Annotated in this window: 13 protein-coding genes; 9 read left to right on the top strand and 4 right to left on the bottom strand. The window is 68.0% G+C overall.

The genetic code is table 11. From position 1 onward, the window contains the following. Positions 1-16 precede the first annotated feature (16 nt). On the top strand, positions 17-301 hold the full coding sequence (locus ABZW96_RS05975; RefSeq protein WP_355071755.1) for a hypothetical protein: 285 nt from the start codon (positions 17-19) through the stop codon (positions 299-301). 53 nt (positions 302-354) lie between these two features. Here the strand turns inward: ABZW96_RS05975 and ABZW96_RS05970 are convergent, their stop codons facing one another. Continuing rightward, on the bottom strand, positions 355-1,578 hold the full coding sequence (locus tag ABZW96_RS05970) for an MFS transporter (protein WP_355071753.1): 1,224 nt from the start codon (positions 1,576-1,578) through the stop codon (positions 355-357). A 74-nt stretch (positions 1,579-1,652) separates the two neighbouring features. On the opposite strand from ABZW96_RS05970, the gene ABZW96_RS05965 reads away from it, so the two are divergent. Beyond that, the gene (locus ABZW96_RS05965) at positions 1,653-2,498 is read left to right on the top strand and encodes a TetR family transcriptional regulator (protein ID WP_355071752.1); all 846 of its coding nucleotides are present in this window, start codon (positions 1,653-1,655) and stop codon (positions 2,496-2,498) included. Between the two features lie 237 nt (positions 2,499-2,735). On the opposite strand, the gene ABZW96_RS05960 is transcribed toward ABZW96_RS05965, so the two are convergent. Then, positions 2,736-4,565 (bottom strand): acyl-CoA dehydrogenase, encoded by a 1,830-nt coding sequence (locus ABZW96_RS05960; RefSeq protein ID WP_355071750.1) that lies wholly within the window; start codon positions 4,563-4,565, stop codon positions 2,736-2,738. Between the two features lie 373 nt (positions 4,566-4,938). On the opposite strand from ABZW96_RS05960, the gene urtA reads away from it, so the two are divergent. The 6 genes from urtA (at position 4,939) to ABZW96_RS05930 (ending at position 10,931) form a co-directional block, all read left to right on the top strand. Further along, entirely contained in the window at positions 4,939-6,213 is a 1,275-nt protein-coding gene (gene urtA / locus ABZW96_RS05955) for an urea ABC transporter substrate-binding protein (protein ID WP_355071748.1), read from the top strand. Between the two features lie 451 nt (positions 6,214-6,664). Further along, positions 6,665-7,549, top strand: a complete 885-nt coding sequence (urtB, locus tag ABZW96_RS05950; protein ID WP_355071747.1) for an urea ABC transporter permease subunit UrtB — start codon at positions 6,665-6,667, stop codon at positions 7,547-7,549. Next, a complete protein-coding gene (urtC, locus tag ABZW96_RS05945) occupies positions 7,546-8,685 on the top strand; it encodes an urea ABC transporter permease subunit UrtC (protein WP_355071746.1) in 1,140 nt (379 codons plus the stop codon). The genes urtB and urtC overlap by 4 nt, the downstream gene beginning before the upstream one ends. Then, complete coding sequence (gene urtD, locus ABZW96_RS05940) at positions 8,682-9,536, top strand: urea ABC transporter ATP-binding protein UrtD (RefSeq protein WP_355071744.1); 855 nt, start codon at positions 8,682-8,684, stop codon at positions 9,534-9,536. The genes urtC and urtD overlap by 4 nt, the downstream gene beginning before the upstream one ends. After that, the gene (urtE, locus tag ABZW96_RS05935) at positions 9,529-10,221 is read left to right on the top strand and encodes an urea ABC transporter ATP-binding subunit UrtE (RefSeq protein ID WP_355071742.1); all 693 of its coding nucleotides are present in this window, start codon (positions 9,529-9,531) and stop codon (positions 10,219-10,221) included. The genes urtD and urtE overlap by 8 nt, the downstream gene beginning before the upstream one ends. 8 nt (positions 10,222-10,229) lie before the next feature. Further along, positions 10,230-10,931, top strand: coding sequence for a GntR family transcriptional regulator (locus ABZW96_RS05930; protein ID WP_355071741.1), 702 nt, complete (start codon positions 10,230-10,232; stop codon positions 10,929-10,931). A 4-nt stretch (positions 10,932-10,935) separates the two neighbouring features. On the opposite strand, the gene ABZW96_RS05925 is transcribed toward ABZW96_RS05930, so the two are convergent. Further along, a complete protein-coding gene (locus ABZW96_RS05925; RefSeq protein ID WP_355071739.1) occupies positions 10,936-11,808 on the bottom strand; it encodes an NERD domain-containing protein in 873 nt (290 codons plus the stop codon). A 228-nt stretch (positions 11,809-12,036) separates the two neighbouring features. Here ABZW96_RS05925 and ABZW96_RS05920 point away from each other — a divergent pair, with 228 nt between their 5' ends. Continuing rightward, the gene (locus ABZW96_RS05920) at positions 12,037-12,570 is read left to right on the top strand and encodes a carboxymuconolactone decarboxylase family protein (RefSeq protein WP_355072125.1); all 534 of its coding nucleotides are present in this window, start codon (positions 12,037-12,039) and stop codon (positions 12,568-12,570) included. Here ABZW96_RS05920 and ABZW96_RS05915 read toward each other — a convergent pair. Then, the gene (locus tag ABZW96_RS05915; protein WP_355071737.1) at positions 12,567-13,343 is read right to left on the bottom strand and encodes a TetR/AcrR family transcriptional regulator C-terminal domain-containing protein; all 777 of its coding nucleotides are present in this window, start codon (positions 13,341-13,343) and stop codon (positions 12,567-12,569) included. The genes ABZW96_RS05920 and ABZW96_RS05915 overlap by 4 nt on opposite strands. Positions 13,344-13,402 lie beyond the last annotated feature (59 nt).

The following is a 13,402-nucleotide window of genomic DNA, read 5'->3' as shown; positions in this document are numbered from 1 at the left end:
TCCGTAGGTTGTCGCTATGGCCGGCGATTCGCGGTACCCCATGCCCGCGTCGATCGTGCTGATCGCGACGCCGGAAGGTTGGCGGCACAGCGTCCTGGACACGCGGGGCGGGATGCTCTGCGGTCGGCTGGCGCAGATCGCCGCTGATGCCGCACCGGAGCAGGCGCGCGCCGCGGCGGTCGCGATGCTGCGCGACGTGGCCCGGGAATATCACGACACCGAAATCGAAGTGGTCTGGAATGGTCCGGAGCCCGAAAAAATGCTGACAGCTCAGGTGATTTCGTTGCGGCACCGTCCCTGAACGAACATCCGGCCGGTATCGGAGCACCGATACCGGCCGGACATCCTGTTCGCTCAGGCGGCCGTCGACCTCTGCATGCGGAGACCGATCCCCGTCATACCCAGTGCGGCGACGAGCAACAGGGCCAGCGTCCAGGCGAGGGTCGCGAAGCCGTGGGGCGCCGCGGCGGCAGCGACCAGCGGGCCGATGGTCGCGCCCACGTAGAAGGAGAACATCGCGACGGACATCGCGGCCGCGCGGGATTCACCGCCCAGTTCACCCGCGCTCTGCAGCACGGCCGGCGCGATGATGCCCAGGCCGCCGACCAGAACGGCGAGCAGCACGGCCAGCACGGCCGGGTGAGTTCCCTCGAAGGTCGCGACCACCATCGCCGCGGCGGCGATCAGCACGCCCAGCGCGATCTGACCGTGCTTGGACAGCCGGGCCAGCGGCACCGCGAGCAGGGGAAGCGCCACCATCACCGGCAGCGCGCCCGCACGCAGCGCGAGTAGTTCGCCCGCGCCTCGAACCACTCCGGTCAGTTCGAGGCCGGTGTACACCCCGACCATCACCGCCATGCTCATCGCGCCCGCGATCAGCATCGGCACCAGCGCCCGGATGCGCAGCACCGCCGGAATGGCGGCGTAGCTGTGCCGCAGCGGCTTGTCCCGGCCGGTGGGCGCGTCGGCCAGCAGCGCGGACCGCAACACCAGCGCGAGCACGGCGAAAGCGGCCGAGGAGGCGACGAACACGGTGCGCCACGGCAATGCGGCGACCATCCACTGCGACACGATCTGCGCGACCACCGTCGCCGCGAGGAACGACGTGGCCACGGACATGGTGGCCACGGCACGGTGTGCGGGAGCGATGCGGGTCGCCACGTAGGCCATGATCGCGGGCGGGATCGAGCCGACCACCAGCCCCTGCGCCACCCGCAGGCCGACGGCCAGTGGAGCGCTGAACGCCAAACCGGTCAATAGTGTGACCGCTGCGGCCACCAGCATCCCGGTGACGAGCACCCGGCGGTGCCCATAGCGATCCGACAGCGGCCCGAACAGGACGAAGCCGCCGGCGTAGCCGAAGGCGAACGCGCTGATGATCCAGGTCATCACGGCGGGACCGACGCTCCAGTCGGCCCGCATGGCGGTGAAAAGTGGGATCGGAACGTACATCTGGCCGGTCGCCAGCAGTGCGGCCAAGACGAAGAAGGGCAGGGTGCGCCCGGTGTGGGCACGCGACGAGACGACTCGGGTGCGCGTCCGGACCGGAGCCACGGACTGAAGAGTGGGCATTGCCATGGGTCGAAGGTAGGCCCTGGCGAGCCGCGTTGTCAACCAAATAGTTGGTTTAATGGAATGGTAAAGTGTCCGTCATGACCGCCACGATGAAACGCAGTGACGCGACCAGGCAGGCCCTGTTGCGCGCCGCCCGCGACGAGTTCGCGCAGCACGGGCTGGCCGGCGCGCGGGTCGACCGGATCGCGGACGCGGCGGGTGTCAACAAGGAACGCATCTACGGACTGTTCGGCAGCAAGGACAAGCTGTTCGACGTCATCCTGATCGACACCCTGCGCGAGTTCATCGACGTGGTGAAGCCGCTGGCCGACACCGAACCCGGCGCGTACGTCGGCAAGCTGTACGACTATCACCGGGACAACCCCCAGCTACTGCGCCTGATGCTCTGGGAGGCACTGCATCGCGGCGCCGACGCGCACGACATCGACGGCTGGCGCGCCGCGCACTACGTGCGCAAATTCGATCGCGCGCAGGAACAGTTCGACGTGGACTCCGCGAACGCGGGCCGCCTGCTGCTGGCCCTGTGCGGCCTGGCCAATTGGTCACTCGCCGTTCCGCAGACCACCAAACTGCTGCTCGGCGAGGCCGCCGCGGAGGATGGGAACGCCACCCGCGCGTTCCTGATGGAGTTCGCCAGGGCGGCGATGCGCCGCGACGCGGCCCCCGGCGAACGGGAAGCACGCCTGCCCGAGGTCGAGCTGGTCAATGACTTGACCGCCGACGACGAGGCGGCCGGAGTCGACCGAGCCGCCCAGCGTCTCCGCGACGCCCAAGCCGCCGCCGACGCCGCCCGCGAAGAACTCGCTACCGCCCTACGCGCCGCCCACGCCGCGGGCGCGAGCGCCAACCACCTCGCCCGTCAGGTCTCCGGCACCCTGTCCCGTCCCGTGGTGCTCAAACTCCTGTCCCAGCCCGAACCCTGAACCCGCCGCGAGCGACATCACCCGCCCGAACAGCGCACTCGATGCCGAGGCCCGAGACTCGACGCGCCCAGCGCACCACAACTACGTCTTTCGAGCGAAGCGAGACCGAGCATGCGCCGTTCGCGGCCCGGCTCGCGTTTGCGGGGCCGTCGCGTAGGCGACGAAGGAGCAAGCGGCGGCTGCGCAAACGCGAGCCACAAGAGGGCCGCGAACACGCCGCGACGAAGTCGCGGCCGATTAGAACGCACTTTCTTCGAGGTTCATGATGTCGTTGTCCAGCGTCGCGACGATTCCGCGCACCGCGCTCAGCGTCGGCAGCACGTTCTTGACGAAAAAGCTCGCGACGGCGACCTTTCCGGCGTAGAAAGCGCGGTCCTTCTCCGGTGCGTCGGCGGCCAGCGCGGCGGCCGCGATCTCCGCTTGGACCAGCAGCCGCCAGCCGATGAGCAGATCGCCGACCGCCAGCAGGAAACGCACCGAACCAAGACCCACCTTGTACAACTCGGTGGGCTGCTGCTGGGCGGCCATCAGGAAGCCGGTGAGCGAGGCGGCCATGGCCTGTACGTCCTCGGCGGCCGTGCGCAGTAGTTCGCGTTCGGTGTCGAACCGCCCGGTCTTGGCGTCCAGGAACGCCGCGATCCGCGCGTTGACGTGGCCGAGCGCCACACCTTGGTCGCGAATGACCTTGCGGAAGAAGAAGTCCTGCGCCTGGATGGCGGTGGTGCCCTCGTACAGCGAGTCGATCTTCGCGTCCCGGATGTACTGCTCGATCGGGTAGTCCTGGAGATATCCGGATCCGCCCAAGGTCTGAAACGATTCCGTCAGGTACTGGTAGGCCCGCTCCGAACCGACTCCCTTGACGATCGGCAGCAGCAGATCGCTCACCCGGTGCGCCAGCTCGGGGTCGGCGCCCGAAACGAGCTGCGCCACATCGGCGTTCTGATGGGCGGCGGTGTACAGATACACCGCCCGCAAACCCTCCGCGTACGCCTTCTGCATGGCCAGCGAACGTCGGACGTCCGGGTGCTGGGTGATGGCCACACGCGGCGCGGCCTTGTCGGTCATCTGCGTCAGATCCGCGCCCTGAACGCGCTCCTTGGCGTAGGTCAGCGCGTTGAGGTAACCGGTCGACAGGGTGCCGGAGGATTTGACGCCGACCATCATGCGCGCGTTCTCGATCACCTGGAACATCTGCGCGATGCCGTTGTGCACGTCACCGACCAGCCAGCCCTTGGCGGGCGTGCCGTGGCCGCCGAAGGTCAACTCGCAGGTGGGCGAGGACTTCAGGCCCATCTTGTGCTCGACCCCGGTGACGTACACGCCGTTGCGGTCGCCGAGTGCCAAAGTCTCGGGGTCGAAGAGGAACTTGGGCACGTAGAACAGCGACAGCCCCTTGGTGCCCGGCCCGGCGCCCTCGGGACGGGCCAGCACCAGATGGAAGACGTTCTCGGCGGTGTCACCGACTTCCGCGCCGGAGATGAAGCGCTTGACACCCTCGATGTGCCAGGAGCCGTCCTCTTGCCTGATCGCCTTGGTGCGCCCGGCGCCGACGTCGGAACCGGCGTCGGGCTCGGTCAGCACCATGGTGCCCTGCCAGCCCTTCTCGAATCCGAGCGTGGCCCAGTGCCGCTGCTGCTCGGTGCCGACCTCGAACAGCACGGACGACATGACCGGGCCCATGTTGAAGAACGACGCCGACGGATTGGCGCAGGTGATCATCTCGGCGACCGACCAGACCAGCGTCGCGGGGGCCGGGGTGCCGCCCATGCCCTCCGGCATGCCGAGCCTGCTCCAGTCCGCGTCGCGCACGGCGACGACGGTCCTACGGAGCGGCTCCGGAACAGAGATCGAGAAAGTGGCGGCGTCGTAGACGACCGGATCGCGGTCGGCCGCCGCGAAGGAGTCCGCTACCGGCCCCTCGGCCAAGCGCTTCACCTCGGACAGGATCTCCCGGACGGTGTCGGAATCGAGGTCGCCGTAGGCCCCGGTATCGAGCAGCTTGTTCAGCTCGAGCACTTCGAACAGGTTGAACTCGATATCCCTCAGGTTCGCCTTGTAGTGGCCCACCTGGTCCTCCTCGACTCGAGTCCGCGGCCCGCCGCCGCGGCATGGGACGGTTCAGACGTCGTACGAATCGAAGCGTGCCGTATCGCGGCGACGCTACGCAACCGTAGCCACATCCGCCCCGGCCAGCGGGTTTGCCGGGATCTCACAACTGTTCACCAGCCGTTCGCAGGAAAGGTTCACATCGGCGAAACAGACGAAACGGACTTGTCATCGAGAGATATTCCGGCGCAACAACTCCTGTCTACCGTTCCTTCACGAATACAGCCGTTGTATACAGCCCCGTCTACAGCCGTGAGCGGGGCGAAGACGGCGGTGTTCGACGCGGCGTCCTGCCGACGCCGCCGCGATACCTGATGAGGAAAGGGCTCGCCCCATGCCAAGTTTCCGTGCCACCCATCGCTCCGGGCGTTTGGTGCGAGCGATGGCGGTACCCACCGCGGTCGCGCTCGCCGGCCTGTTGCTGACCGCCTGCGGCGCGAAGGACGACGCCTCGACCACCGGCTCGGGCGCCGCGTCCTGCGTCGACACGTCGAAGGACACGATCAAGGTCGGTTCACTGCACTCCCTGTCCGGCACGATGGCCATCTCCGAGGTCACCGTCGCCAACTCGACCAAGCTCGCGGTCGACCAGATCAACGCCGCGGGCGGCGTGCTCGGCAAGAAGATCGACCTGGTACTAGAGGACGGCGCCTCGGACCCGAAGACCTTCGCGGAGAAGGCCGAGAAGCTGATCAGCTCCGACTGCGTCGCCGCGGTGTTCGGTGGCTGGACCTCATCGAGCCGCAAGGCGATGAAGCCGAAGTTCGAGAGCCTGAACTCGCTGCTCTACTACCCCGTGCAGTACGAGGGCCTGGAGGACAGCAAGAACATCTTCTACACCGGCGCCACCACCAACCAGCAGATCGTCCCGGCCCTGGACTACTTGAAGCAGAAGGGCATCACCTCCCTCTACCTGGTGGGCAGTGACTACGTCTTCCCGCAGACCGCCAATCGCGAGATCAAGGCGTACGCCGCCGCCAACGGCATCGAGATCAAGGGCGAGGACTACACCCCGCTCGGCTCCACCGATTTCTCCACCATCGTGAACAAGGTTCGCGCCGCGAAGGCGGGCGCGGTGTTCAACACTCTCAACGGTGACTCCAACGTCGCGTTCTTCCGCGAGTACACCAACGCGGGCCTGAAAGCCGCCGAGATGCCGGTGGTCTCGGTCTCGATCGCCGAAGAGGAAGTGGCGGGCATCGGCGCGCAGAACATCGCAGGCCAGCTCACCGCGTGGAACTACTACCAGACCGTCGACAGCCCGGTGAACCGGAAGTTCGTCGCCGACTACAAGGCCGCCTTCGGCGCCGACAAGCCGACCTCGGACCCGATGGAAGCCGCCTACGCGTCGGTCTATCTGTGGAAGAACACCGTCGAGAAGGCGAAGTCGTTCAAGGTCGAGGACATCCAGGCCGCCGCCGACGGCGTGACGTTCGACGCGCCCGAGGGCCTGGTCACCATCAACGGCGCCAACCACCACATCACCAAGACCGCCCGTATCGGCGAGATCCGCCCTGACGGACTGATCTACACCGTGTGGGACTCCGGCAAGGCCGTGACGCCGGACCCCTACCTGAAGTCCTACGACTGGGCCAAGGGCCTGAAGTAGTCCGCGGCTGTCCGCGGCCCAGCTACCGGTGCCCGCCCGGCGACACAGTCGCGACGGCGGTCACGCGGAGCGCGTAATGAGGGGGGCCGCGGACAGCATCGGACCGGCGCAGGCATCGCAGGCCCTGCGGCAACTAGCCGCAGGGCACGGCCACCGATTCCGCGCATGCCGCTTTCGGCCATACCGCTTCCGGCACAGCTTCGGTCCCTGGTCACAAGCGCTCAACGCGCACCGCGCTAGCCACGGAGGTGAACGAAGAGAGCCACTGGTAGGCGAACACCAGATCCTCCGGCGCACACCGAACGCGCCCAGCGCACCTCAGCTCCAGGTTTCGAGCGAAGCGAGACCGAGCATGCGCCGTTCGCGGCTCGGTCGCGCAAACGCGAGCCACAAGGGGGCCGCGAACACGCCGCGACGAAGTCGCGGCAAATCCAACACAGGAGCCTTCCCCATGGATGTTGTGATCGGACAGCTCTTCACCGGGCTGAGTCTGGGATCCATTCTCTTGCTCGCCGCGCTCGGTCTCTCGCTGACATTCGGTCAGATGGGCGTGATCAACATGGCGCACGGCGAGTTCATCATGGCCGGTTGTTACACCACTTATGTTGTGCAGAAGGTGGTCTCGTCGGCGGGCGTCTCGCTCGTCATCTCCCTGCTGATCGGTTTCCTCGTCGGCGGACTGTTGGGCGCCGCGTTGGAGATGGGCCTGATCCGCTGGATGTACGACCGGCCGCTGGACACCCTGCTGGTCACCTTCGGTGTCGGCCTGGTGCTGCAACAATTGGCCCGCGACATCTTCGGCGCACCCGCCAAGAACGTGATCGCGCCGGAATGGCTCAGCGGCGGCGTCACGATCCTGGGCGCGGTGGTGCCGAAGACGCGCATCTTCATCCTGGTCCTCGCGGTGGTCGCGGTGACCGCGCTGGCCGCGGTGCTCAAGACGACGCCGCTGGGCCGCCGTATCCGAGCGGTGGTGCAGAATCGCGGCCTGGCCGAAACCTCCGGCGTATCCAGTCGTTTCACGGATATCAGCACGTTCTTCATCGGCTCGGGCCTGGCGGGCGTGGCCGGTGTGGCGCTGACGCTGATCGGCTCGACCAGCCCGACCATCGGCCAGAGTTACCTGATCGACGCGTTCCTCGTGGTGGTCATCGGCGGGCTCGGTCAGATCAAAGGCACGGTGATCGCGGCGTTCGCGCTCGGGCTGCTCAATTCCTACATCGAATACTCGACCACCGCGTCCATCGCGAAGGTCATCGTCTTCGTCGTCATCGTGATCTTCCTGCAGGTCCGCCCGCAGGGTCTGTTCACCGTCCGGACAAGGAGCCTGGCATGACCACGCTGATACAACGGTGGCGCGCGCACTCCTCGCTCGGCGCGCTGGCCGGATTCGCCGTCGCCGCCGTTCTGTTGTTCGCGATCGCGCCCGCCCTGCTCAGCGATTTCCGGCTCAACCTGCTTGCGAAGTTCCTGTGCTTCGCGATCGTCGCGGTCGGCATCGGATTGGCTTGGGGCCGAGGCGGAATGCTCACCCTGGGACAAGGTGTGTTCTTCGGCATCGGCGCCTACATCATGGCTATGCACCTGCAGATGGCCGACGCCGCCCGGCTGGGCAACGACGTGCCGGAGTTCATGGAGATCGCGGGCATTCGCGAATTGCCTTCGTTCTGGAAGCCGTTCGCGTCGGCTCCGGTTGCGCTGATCGGCATCCTCGTGCTGCCCGCTCTGATCGCCGCGGTGCTGGGCTACGGCGTTTTCAAGCGCCGCGTGAAGGGCGCCTACTTCGCCATCCTCAGCCAGGCGCTGGCCGCCGCGCTGGCCATCCTGCTGACCGGTCAGCAGAGCATCGGCGGGTTCACCGGCCTGTCGGATTTCCGCGCGTTCTTCGGGTTCAAGCTGTCCGACCCGGTCAACCGGCGCATGCTGTTCTTCTTCGCCGCGGCCGCGCTGCTGGTGGTGGTCGCGCTGGTGCGGCAGTTGATGCACAGCCGCTACGGCGAGTTGCTCGTCGCGGTGCGCGATCAGGAGGAACGGGTACGTTTCCTGGGCTACGATCCGGCGAACGTCAAGATCGTCGCCTACGTGGTCGCCGCGTTCTTCGCGGGCATCGCAGGCGCCCTGTTCACCCCGATCGTCGGCATCATCTCCCCCGCCGACATCGGCGTCGTCCCGTCCATCGCGTTCCTCATCGGCGTCGCGATCGGCGGCCGGACCACGCTGCTCGGGCCGGTGCTCGGCGCGATCGGCGTGGCGTGGGCGCAGACGGCGCTGTCGGAGGAGTTCCCCTCGGGGTGGACGTATCTGCAAGGCGTGCTGTTCATCGTGGTGGTCGGTTTCGTTCCGGCGGGTCTGGCCGGATTGTGGCCGATGCTGAAAGGCCTGCTGGACAGCAGGCGTTCCGCGCCCGCACCCGCGACGGTGGTGGTCGAGGCGCTGCCGGAATCCGCGACGGAGAAGGTGGAATCGCGATGACCGAGACGACGCACGAACCGAAGCTCGGCGGCAACGCCGGAATGTCCAGCGAGTACCTCGAGATCCGCGGTCTCTCGGTGAGTTTCGACGGTTTCAAGGCCGTCACCGACGTCGATCTGACGGTGTTGCAGGGCGATCTGCGCTTCCTCATCGGCCCCAACGGGGCGGGCAAGACGACGCTCATCGACGCGATCACCGGACTGGTCCCGGCGACCGGCTCCGCGCAGAAGACCGGCGTGGAACTGCTCGGCCAGAAGGTACACCGGATCGCCCGGCTCGGTGTCGGAAGAACGTTCCAGACCGCGAGCGTGTTCGAGCAGCTCAGCGTGCTGCAGAACCTCGACATCGCCGCGGGCGCCGGCCGTTCGGCGCTCACCATGCTGCGCCGCCGCAAGACGGTGCTGCCCGCGATCGAGGAGGCGCTGGAGACCACCGGCCTTGCCGACCTGCGCGACAAACCCGCAGGGGTGCTCGCACACGGGCAGAAGCAATGGCTGGAGATCGGCATGCTTCTGGTGCAGAACGCGTCGGTGCTGCTGTTGGACGAACCGGTGGCCGGGATGAGCGCCGAGGAGCGCGAGGAAACCGGCAATCTGTTACGCCGCATCGGCGGCGACCGGGTGGTCGTCGTGGTCGAGCACGACATGGATTTCATGCGCGCCTTCGCCACCTCGGTCACCGTCCTGGCCGGCGGCAAGGTGCTCAGCGAGGGAACCGTCGAACAGGTGCAGGCGGACCCGAAAGTCCAGGAGGTCTACCTCGGCACCGCAGCGGCCGTCGGGACCGAGCTGGAGGACGCGTCGATCGCGCCGAGCCCGGAGTCACCCCAGAAAGGGGACAGTGATGCTTGAACTCACCGATATCCACTCCGGTTACGGCCGCACCGAGGTGATCCACGGCGTCTCCGTGACCGTCCCGGACGACAGCGTGGTCGCCATCATGGGGCACAACGGCGCGGGGAAGACCACGTTGCTGCGCACCGCCGTCGGGCTGATCGGCACGAAGTCGGGCCGGATCGAGTTCGACGGGGAGACCATCACCAAACTGTCGCCGTCGCGCCGGGTGCGCCGCGGGATCGCGTATGTGCCGCAGGGACAGCAAAGTTTCCCGCAACTGACCACGGCGGAGAATCTGCAAGTGGTCGCCGACGGCCGCAAACGGGGCAAGGCGTTGATCGATGAATCGCTGGACCTGTTTCCCGCGCTGCGCGAGCTGCTCACCCGGAAGGCGGGCCTGCTGTCCGGTGGCCAGCGCCAGCAACTCGCCATCGCGCGGGCGCTGATCACCGAGCCGAAGCTGCTCATCCTGGACGAGCCGACCGAGGGCATCCAGCCGTCGGTGGTCGCCGAGATCGAGCGCACCATCATCGATCTCACCCGGCGCGGCGGGCTGAGCGTGCTGCTGGTCGAACAGCACATCGGCTTCGCATTGCAGGCGGCGCAGCGCTACTACGTGCTGCGATCGGGCCGGGTGACCTCCACGGGCGCGGGTGGGGCGGGCGCCGAGCGCGAAGTCCGCTCGGCGATGGCGATCTGAGCGCCGCCGTGCCCCGCGACAGGGGCCGGATTCCGTTGCGCGAGCAGGTGTACGACTCGTTGCGCCGGGATCTGGCCACCGGAGCCATCGTGCCGACCGAACGGCTCGGCGAAGAACGCCTCGCCGAGGCGTACGGCGTGTCGCGCACGCCGGTGCGCGAGGCGCTGGCGCGACTGCAAGCGGACGGACTGGTCGAGCGGCTCGCCGACGGCCTCTACCCGTACCGTCCCCGGCTCGACGAACTCGATCACCTCTACGAGTTGCGGCTCGTACTGGAAGCCAGGGGCATGCAACGCGTGGCCCCGCCCGGCGAGGCGCCCACGCACGATCTGGATCTCGTGCGCACGGAACTCGACACCTGGCGCGCACTGCGCGACGCCCCACCCGAACCGGGCCCCGCGCTGGTGGCCGCCGACGAACACTTCCACACCACCCTGCTCACAGCCGCGGGCAACGCCGCGCTCGCCGACGCGCTCACCGCCGTGCACGTCCGGGTGCGTCCGGTGCGCACGCTGGACATGCCGACTCCGGAACGCATCGCCACGATGACCGCCGAGCACATCGCGATCGCCGAACACCTGGTGTCCGGTGCGGTGGACGCGGCGTTGGCGACGCTCACCGCCCATATCGACACCTCGCGAACGCATGTGCTGGCCCGAGCGCAGTACGCCATGCGCCTGACCAAACTGGGCCGTGCCGTGCGGGATTGACCGTTCAGCAGTGCTGCTGGAAGGGGTAGCACTGGGTGGGCCGGTACGCCGGCGGCGACGGCGTCGGACTCGTCGTGCCGGTCGCCGGGATCGGCTGGGCCGAGTCGTGCGCCAACGCGGTGGCGATCACGCCGAGCACGAACAGGACCCCGACAACGGCGATCACGATGACGGACCAGCCCGCATAGGCCTGGCTTTTCGTCGCGACGCCCGCCGTCGGCTCGACTCGCGGCTTCGGTGTGCGCGGGATGGTGGTGACCGGTTCCGGCGCGTTCTCCTCGAAGCCCGCCTCGAGGAGCTCCGCACGGGACGGCGCGGTTTCCGCCAGGCCGAGCGCGCCGCACGCGCCGATCACCCGGTCCGCGGTCCAGTCGCGCGGTCCCGCGGAGAAACCCTCCAGGTAGATGCGTAGTTCGGTCGCGTCGGTGACATTCCCGACGACCACGTCCAACCCCGGACGCAGATTCGTGCGCGCCGGGCGCACCACGGCGCCGCGGAAGGGGACGAGCACGACGGCGCCGCTGATGTGTCCCGGGTCCTGCAACGCGCGCTGGAGCATGTGCTTGACCGCGTAGATGCCGTGTTCCACGCGCTCGGCGGGGCTTCCGTTCTCCGGGTCGTCCAGCTCCACCGGCGCGTCGCTGATCGTCCACGGCCCTTCGGCCGGTGTGCTCAGGATGCCGCTCTGCCTGCGCTGGAACCCGTGCACCTCCAGCACGGTCAACCCGCGCGGGGTCCACACCACCGCGTCGACACGCCGGTTGTCCGCCTCGAGATCTATCACGGCGAGGCCGGTCGTCGGATACGACCTCAGGCACGCGACGAATTCCCGCTCAGCGCCGGACAGCTCCGCTCCCGGCCTGATCCTCACCAGCATCTTTTCCCCTGACGACCTGTTGTCCACACCTGACGCCGCGGAAACGCGCTGCGACCGCGGCGACCCGCACCGGTACTGATGATGACGGGGTACCCCGCTGAAAACCACTGGAAAGCAAAAGAATGGTGGCGCGCCGGACGGGATACTGCCAAGTAGGCTCTCATCTCGGTCGGCACCGACGCCGGCCGCACAGACCACGCGGAGGTGGCAACCGGCATGGTTTCAGCGCTGCAACCACGCATCTCGCCCGGACGGCTCCGGGAACTCGGGGCGCTCAATTGGGTTGTCTGGCAGGTGCTCTCCCGCGCCGCGGGCACCCACGACGCCCATTTGTTCAGCACGCTGGGCCGCACCCGCGGCCTGTTCCGCGGTTGGCTGCACTTCTCGGGCAAGCTCATGCCAGGCGGGCGGCTGCCCCGCCACGAGTCCGAGCTGGTCATCATCCGGGTCGCACATCTGCGCGGGTGCGAGTACGAGATGGACCATCACATCCGGCTCGGCCGGCGCGCCGGGGTGACGAGCGAAATCCTGGAGCGGCTGCGCAAAGGCCCCGAGGCGGCGGAGTGGTCGGACAAGCACCGCGCGCTGCTGGCCGCCGTGGATCAGCTGGTGGAGACCCGTGACCTCGACGACGACACCTGGGCCGAGCTGGCGAAGCACTACGACGAGCGCAGTCTGATCGAGATCGTCCTGCTGATCAACCAATACGACGGGCTGGCCGCCACGATCACCGCCCTGCGCATCCAACGCGACGGCCTCTAGTCGGACCGGCCCTCGATACGGCGGGCCAGACCGTCCAGCACCAGCGTCAACCCGAACTCGTAGGCATGGTCGGCGCTGTAGGCGGCGTCGTGCGCCTGGCCCGCGGCTGTCCCGACGCGCGCGGCGAGCGGGTACCGCCGCGCGTCGAAGACCTGCGCCAGCACCGGCGCGGCCCGCTCCCACCACTGACCGTCGGACATGGCGCTGTCGGCCGCCGCCCGCGCGCTGTCGATGGCGATGCGGGCGACGGACGTGACGAAGCCGAGCACGAAGGTCAGAGCGGCGTCCATCGCCAGGTCGTCGAGGCCGAGGTCCGCGAAGGCCTCCAGCTCGTGGTCGTATTTCGCGGCGAGGCCCGGCCCGAGCGGTGGCCGGGTGGTCGGCAGATACGCCACCCACGGATGACGGGCCAGCAGGGCGCGGTTCTCGGCGGCGATCCGGGCGACCCGCTCGCGCCAGGGCAGACCGGTGAGGTCGGCGCGCTCCATCCGCGCGTACACCGTGTCCAGCATCAGGTCGATCAGTTCGGATTTGCCCGGCACATAGGTGTAGGTGGCCATGGGGGTCAGGCCGAGCCGGTTGGCGACCGCACGCATCGTGACCGCTGCGATTCCCTCCACGTCGGCAATCTCGATCGCGGCGGCGACGACCGCATCGACGCTGCTGCGCTGTTTCGGCCCCCGGCCGGTGCCCGGCTCCGACGGAATCCGCCACAGCAATTCCAGCGTGCGCACCGGGTCACCGGCGCCGCTGCGCTCCTTCGGCTGTCTCATCGCTCGCCTCCTCAACCGCCTCGCTTCCCGATGGTATCGATGTGACGCACCTCATAATG

Source organism: Nocardia sp. NPDC004168 (assembly GCF_040610355.1).
GTDB classification, from domain to species: Bacteria; Actinomycetota; Actinomycetes; order Mycobacteriales; family Mycobacteriaceae; genus Nocardia; species Nocardia sichangensis.
Note: the sequence above shows the minus strand (reverse complement) of the source record. Positions and strands in the feature narration are given on the sequence as shown.

What these genes read in the sequence shown, in the direction of transcription:
- ABZW96_RS05975 (WP_355071755.1), top strand. Translation starts at nt 17, where the DNA reads ATGGCCGGCGATTCGCGGTACCCCATGCCCGCGTCGATCGTGCTGATC.
- ABZW96_RS05970 (WP_355071753.1), bottom strand. Translation starts at nt 1,578, where the DNA reads ATGGCAATGCCCACTCTTCAGTCCGTGGCTCCGGTCCGGACGCGCACC.
- ABZW96_RS05965 (WP_355071752.1), top strand. Translation starts at nt 1,653, where the DNA reads ATGACCGCCACGATGAAACGCAGTGACGCGACCAGGCAGGCCCTGTTG.
- urtA (WP_355071748.1), top strand. Translation starts at nt 4,939, where the DNA reads ATGCCAAGTTTCCGTGCCACCCATCGCTCCGGGCGTTTGGTGCGAGCG.
- urtB (WP_355071747.1), top strand. Translation starts at nt 6,665, where the DNA reads ATGGATGTTGTGATCGGACAGCTCTTCACCGGGCTGAGTCTGGGATCC.
- urtC (WP_355071746.1), top strand. Translation starts at nt 7,546, where the DNA reads ATGACCACGCTGATACAACGGTGGCGCGCGCACTCCTCGCTCGGCGCG.
- urtD (WP_355071744.1), top strand. Translation starts at nt 8,682, where the DNA reads ATGACCGAGACGACGCACGAACCGAAGCTCGGCGGCAACGCCGGAATG.
- urtE (WP_355071742.1), top strand. Translation starts at nt 9,529, where the DNA reads ATGCTTGAACTCACCGATATCCACTCCGGTTACGGCCGCACCGAGGTG.
- ABZW96_RS05925 (WP_355071739.1), bottom strand. Translation starts at nt 11,808, where the DNA reads ATGCTGGTGAGGATCAGGCCGGGAGCGGAGCTGTCCGGCGCTGAGCGG.
- ABZW96_RS05915 (WP_355071737.1), bottom strand. Translation starts at nt 13,343, where the DNA reads ATGAGACAGCCGAAGGAGCGCAGCGGCGCCGGTGACCCGGTGCGCACG.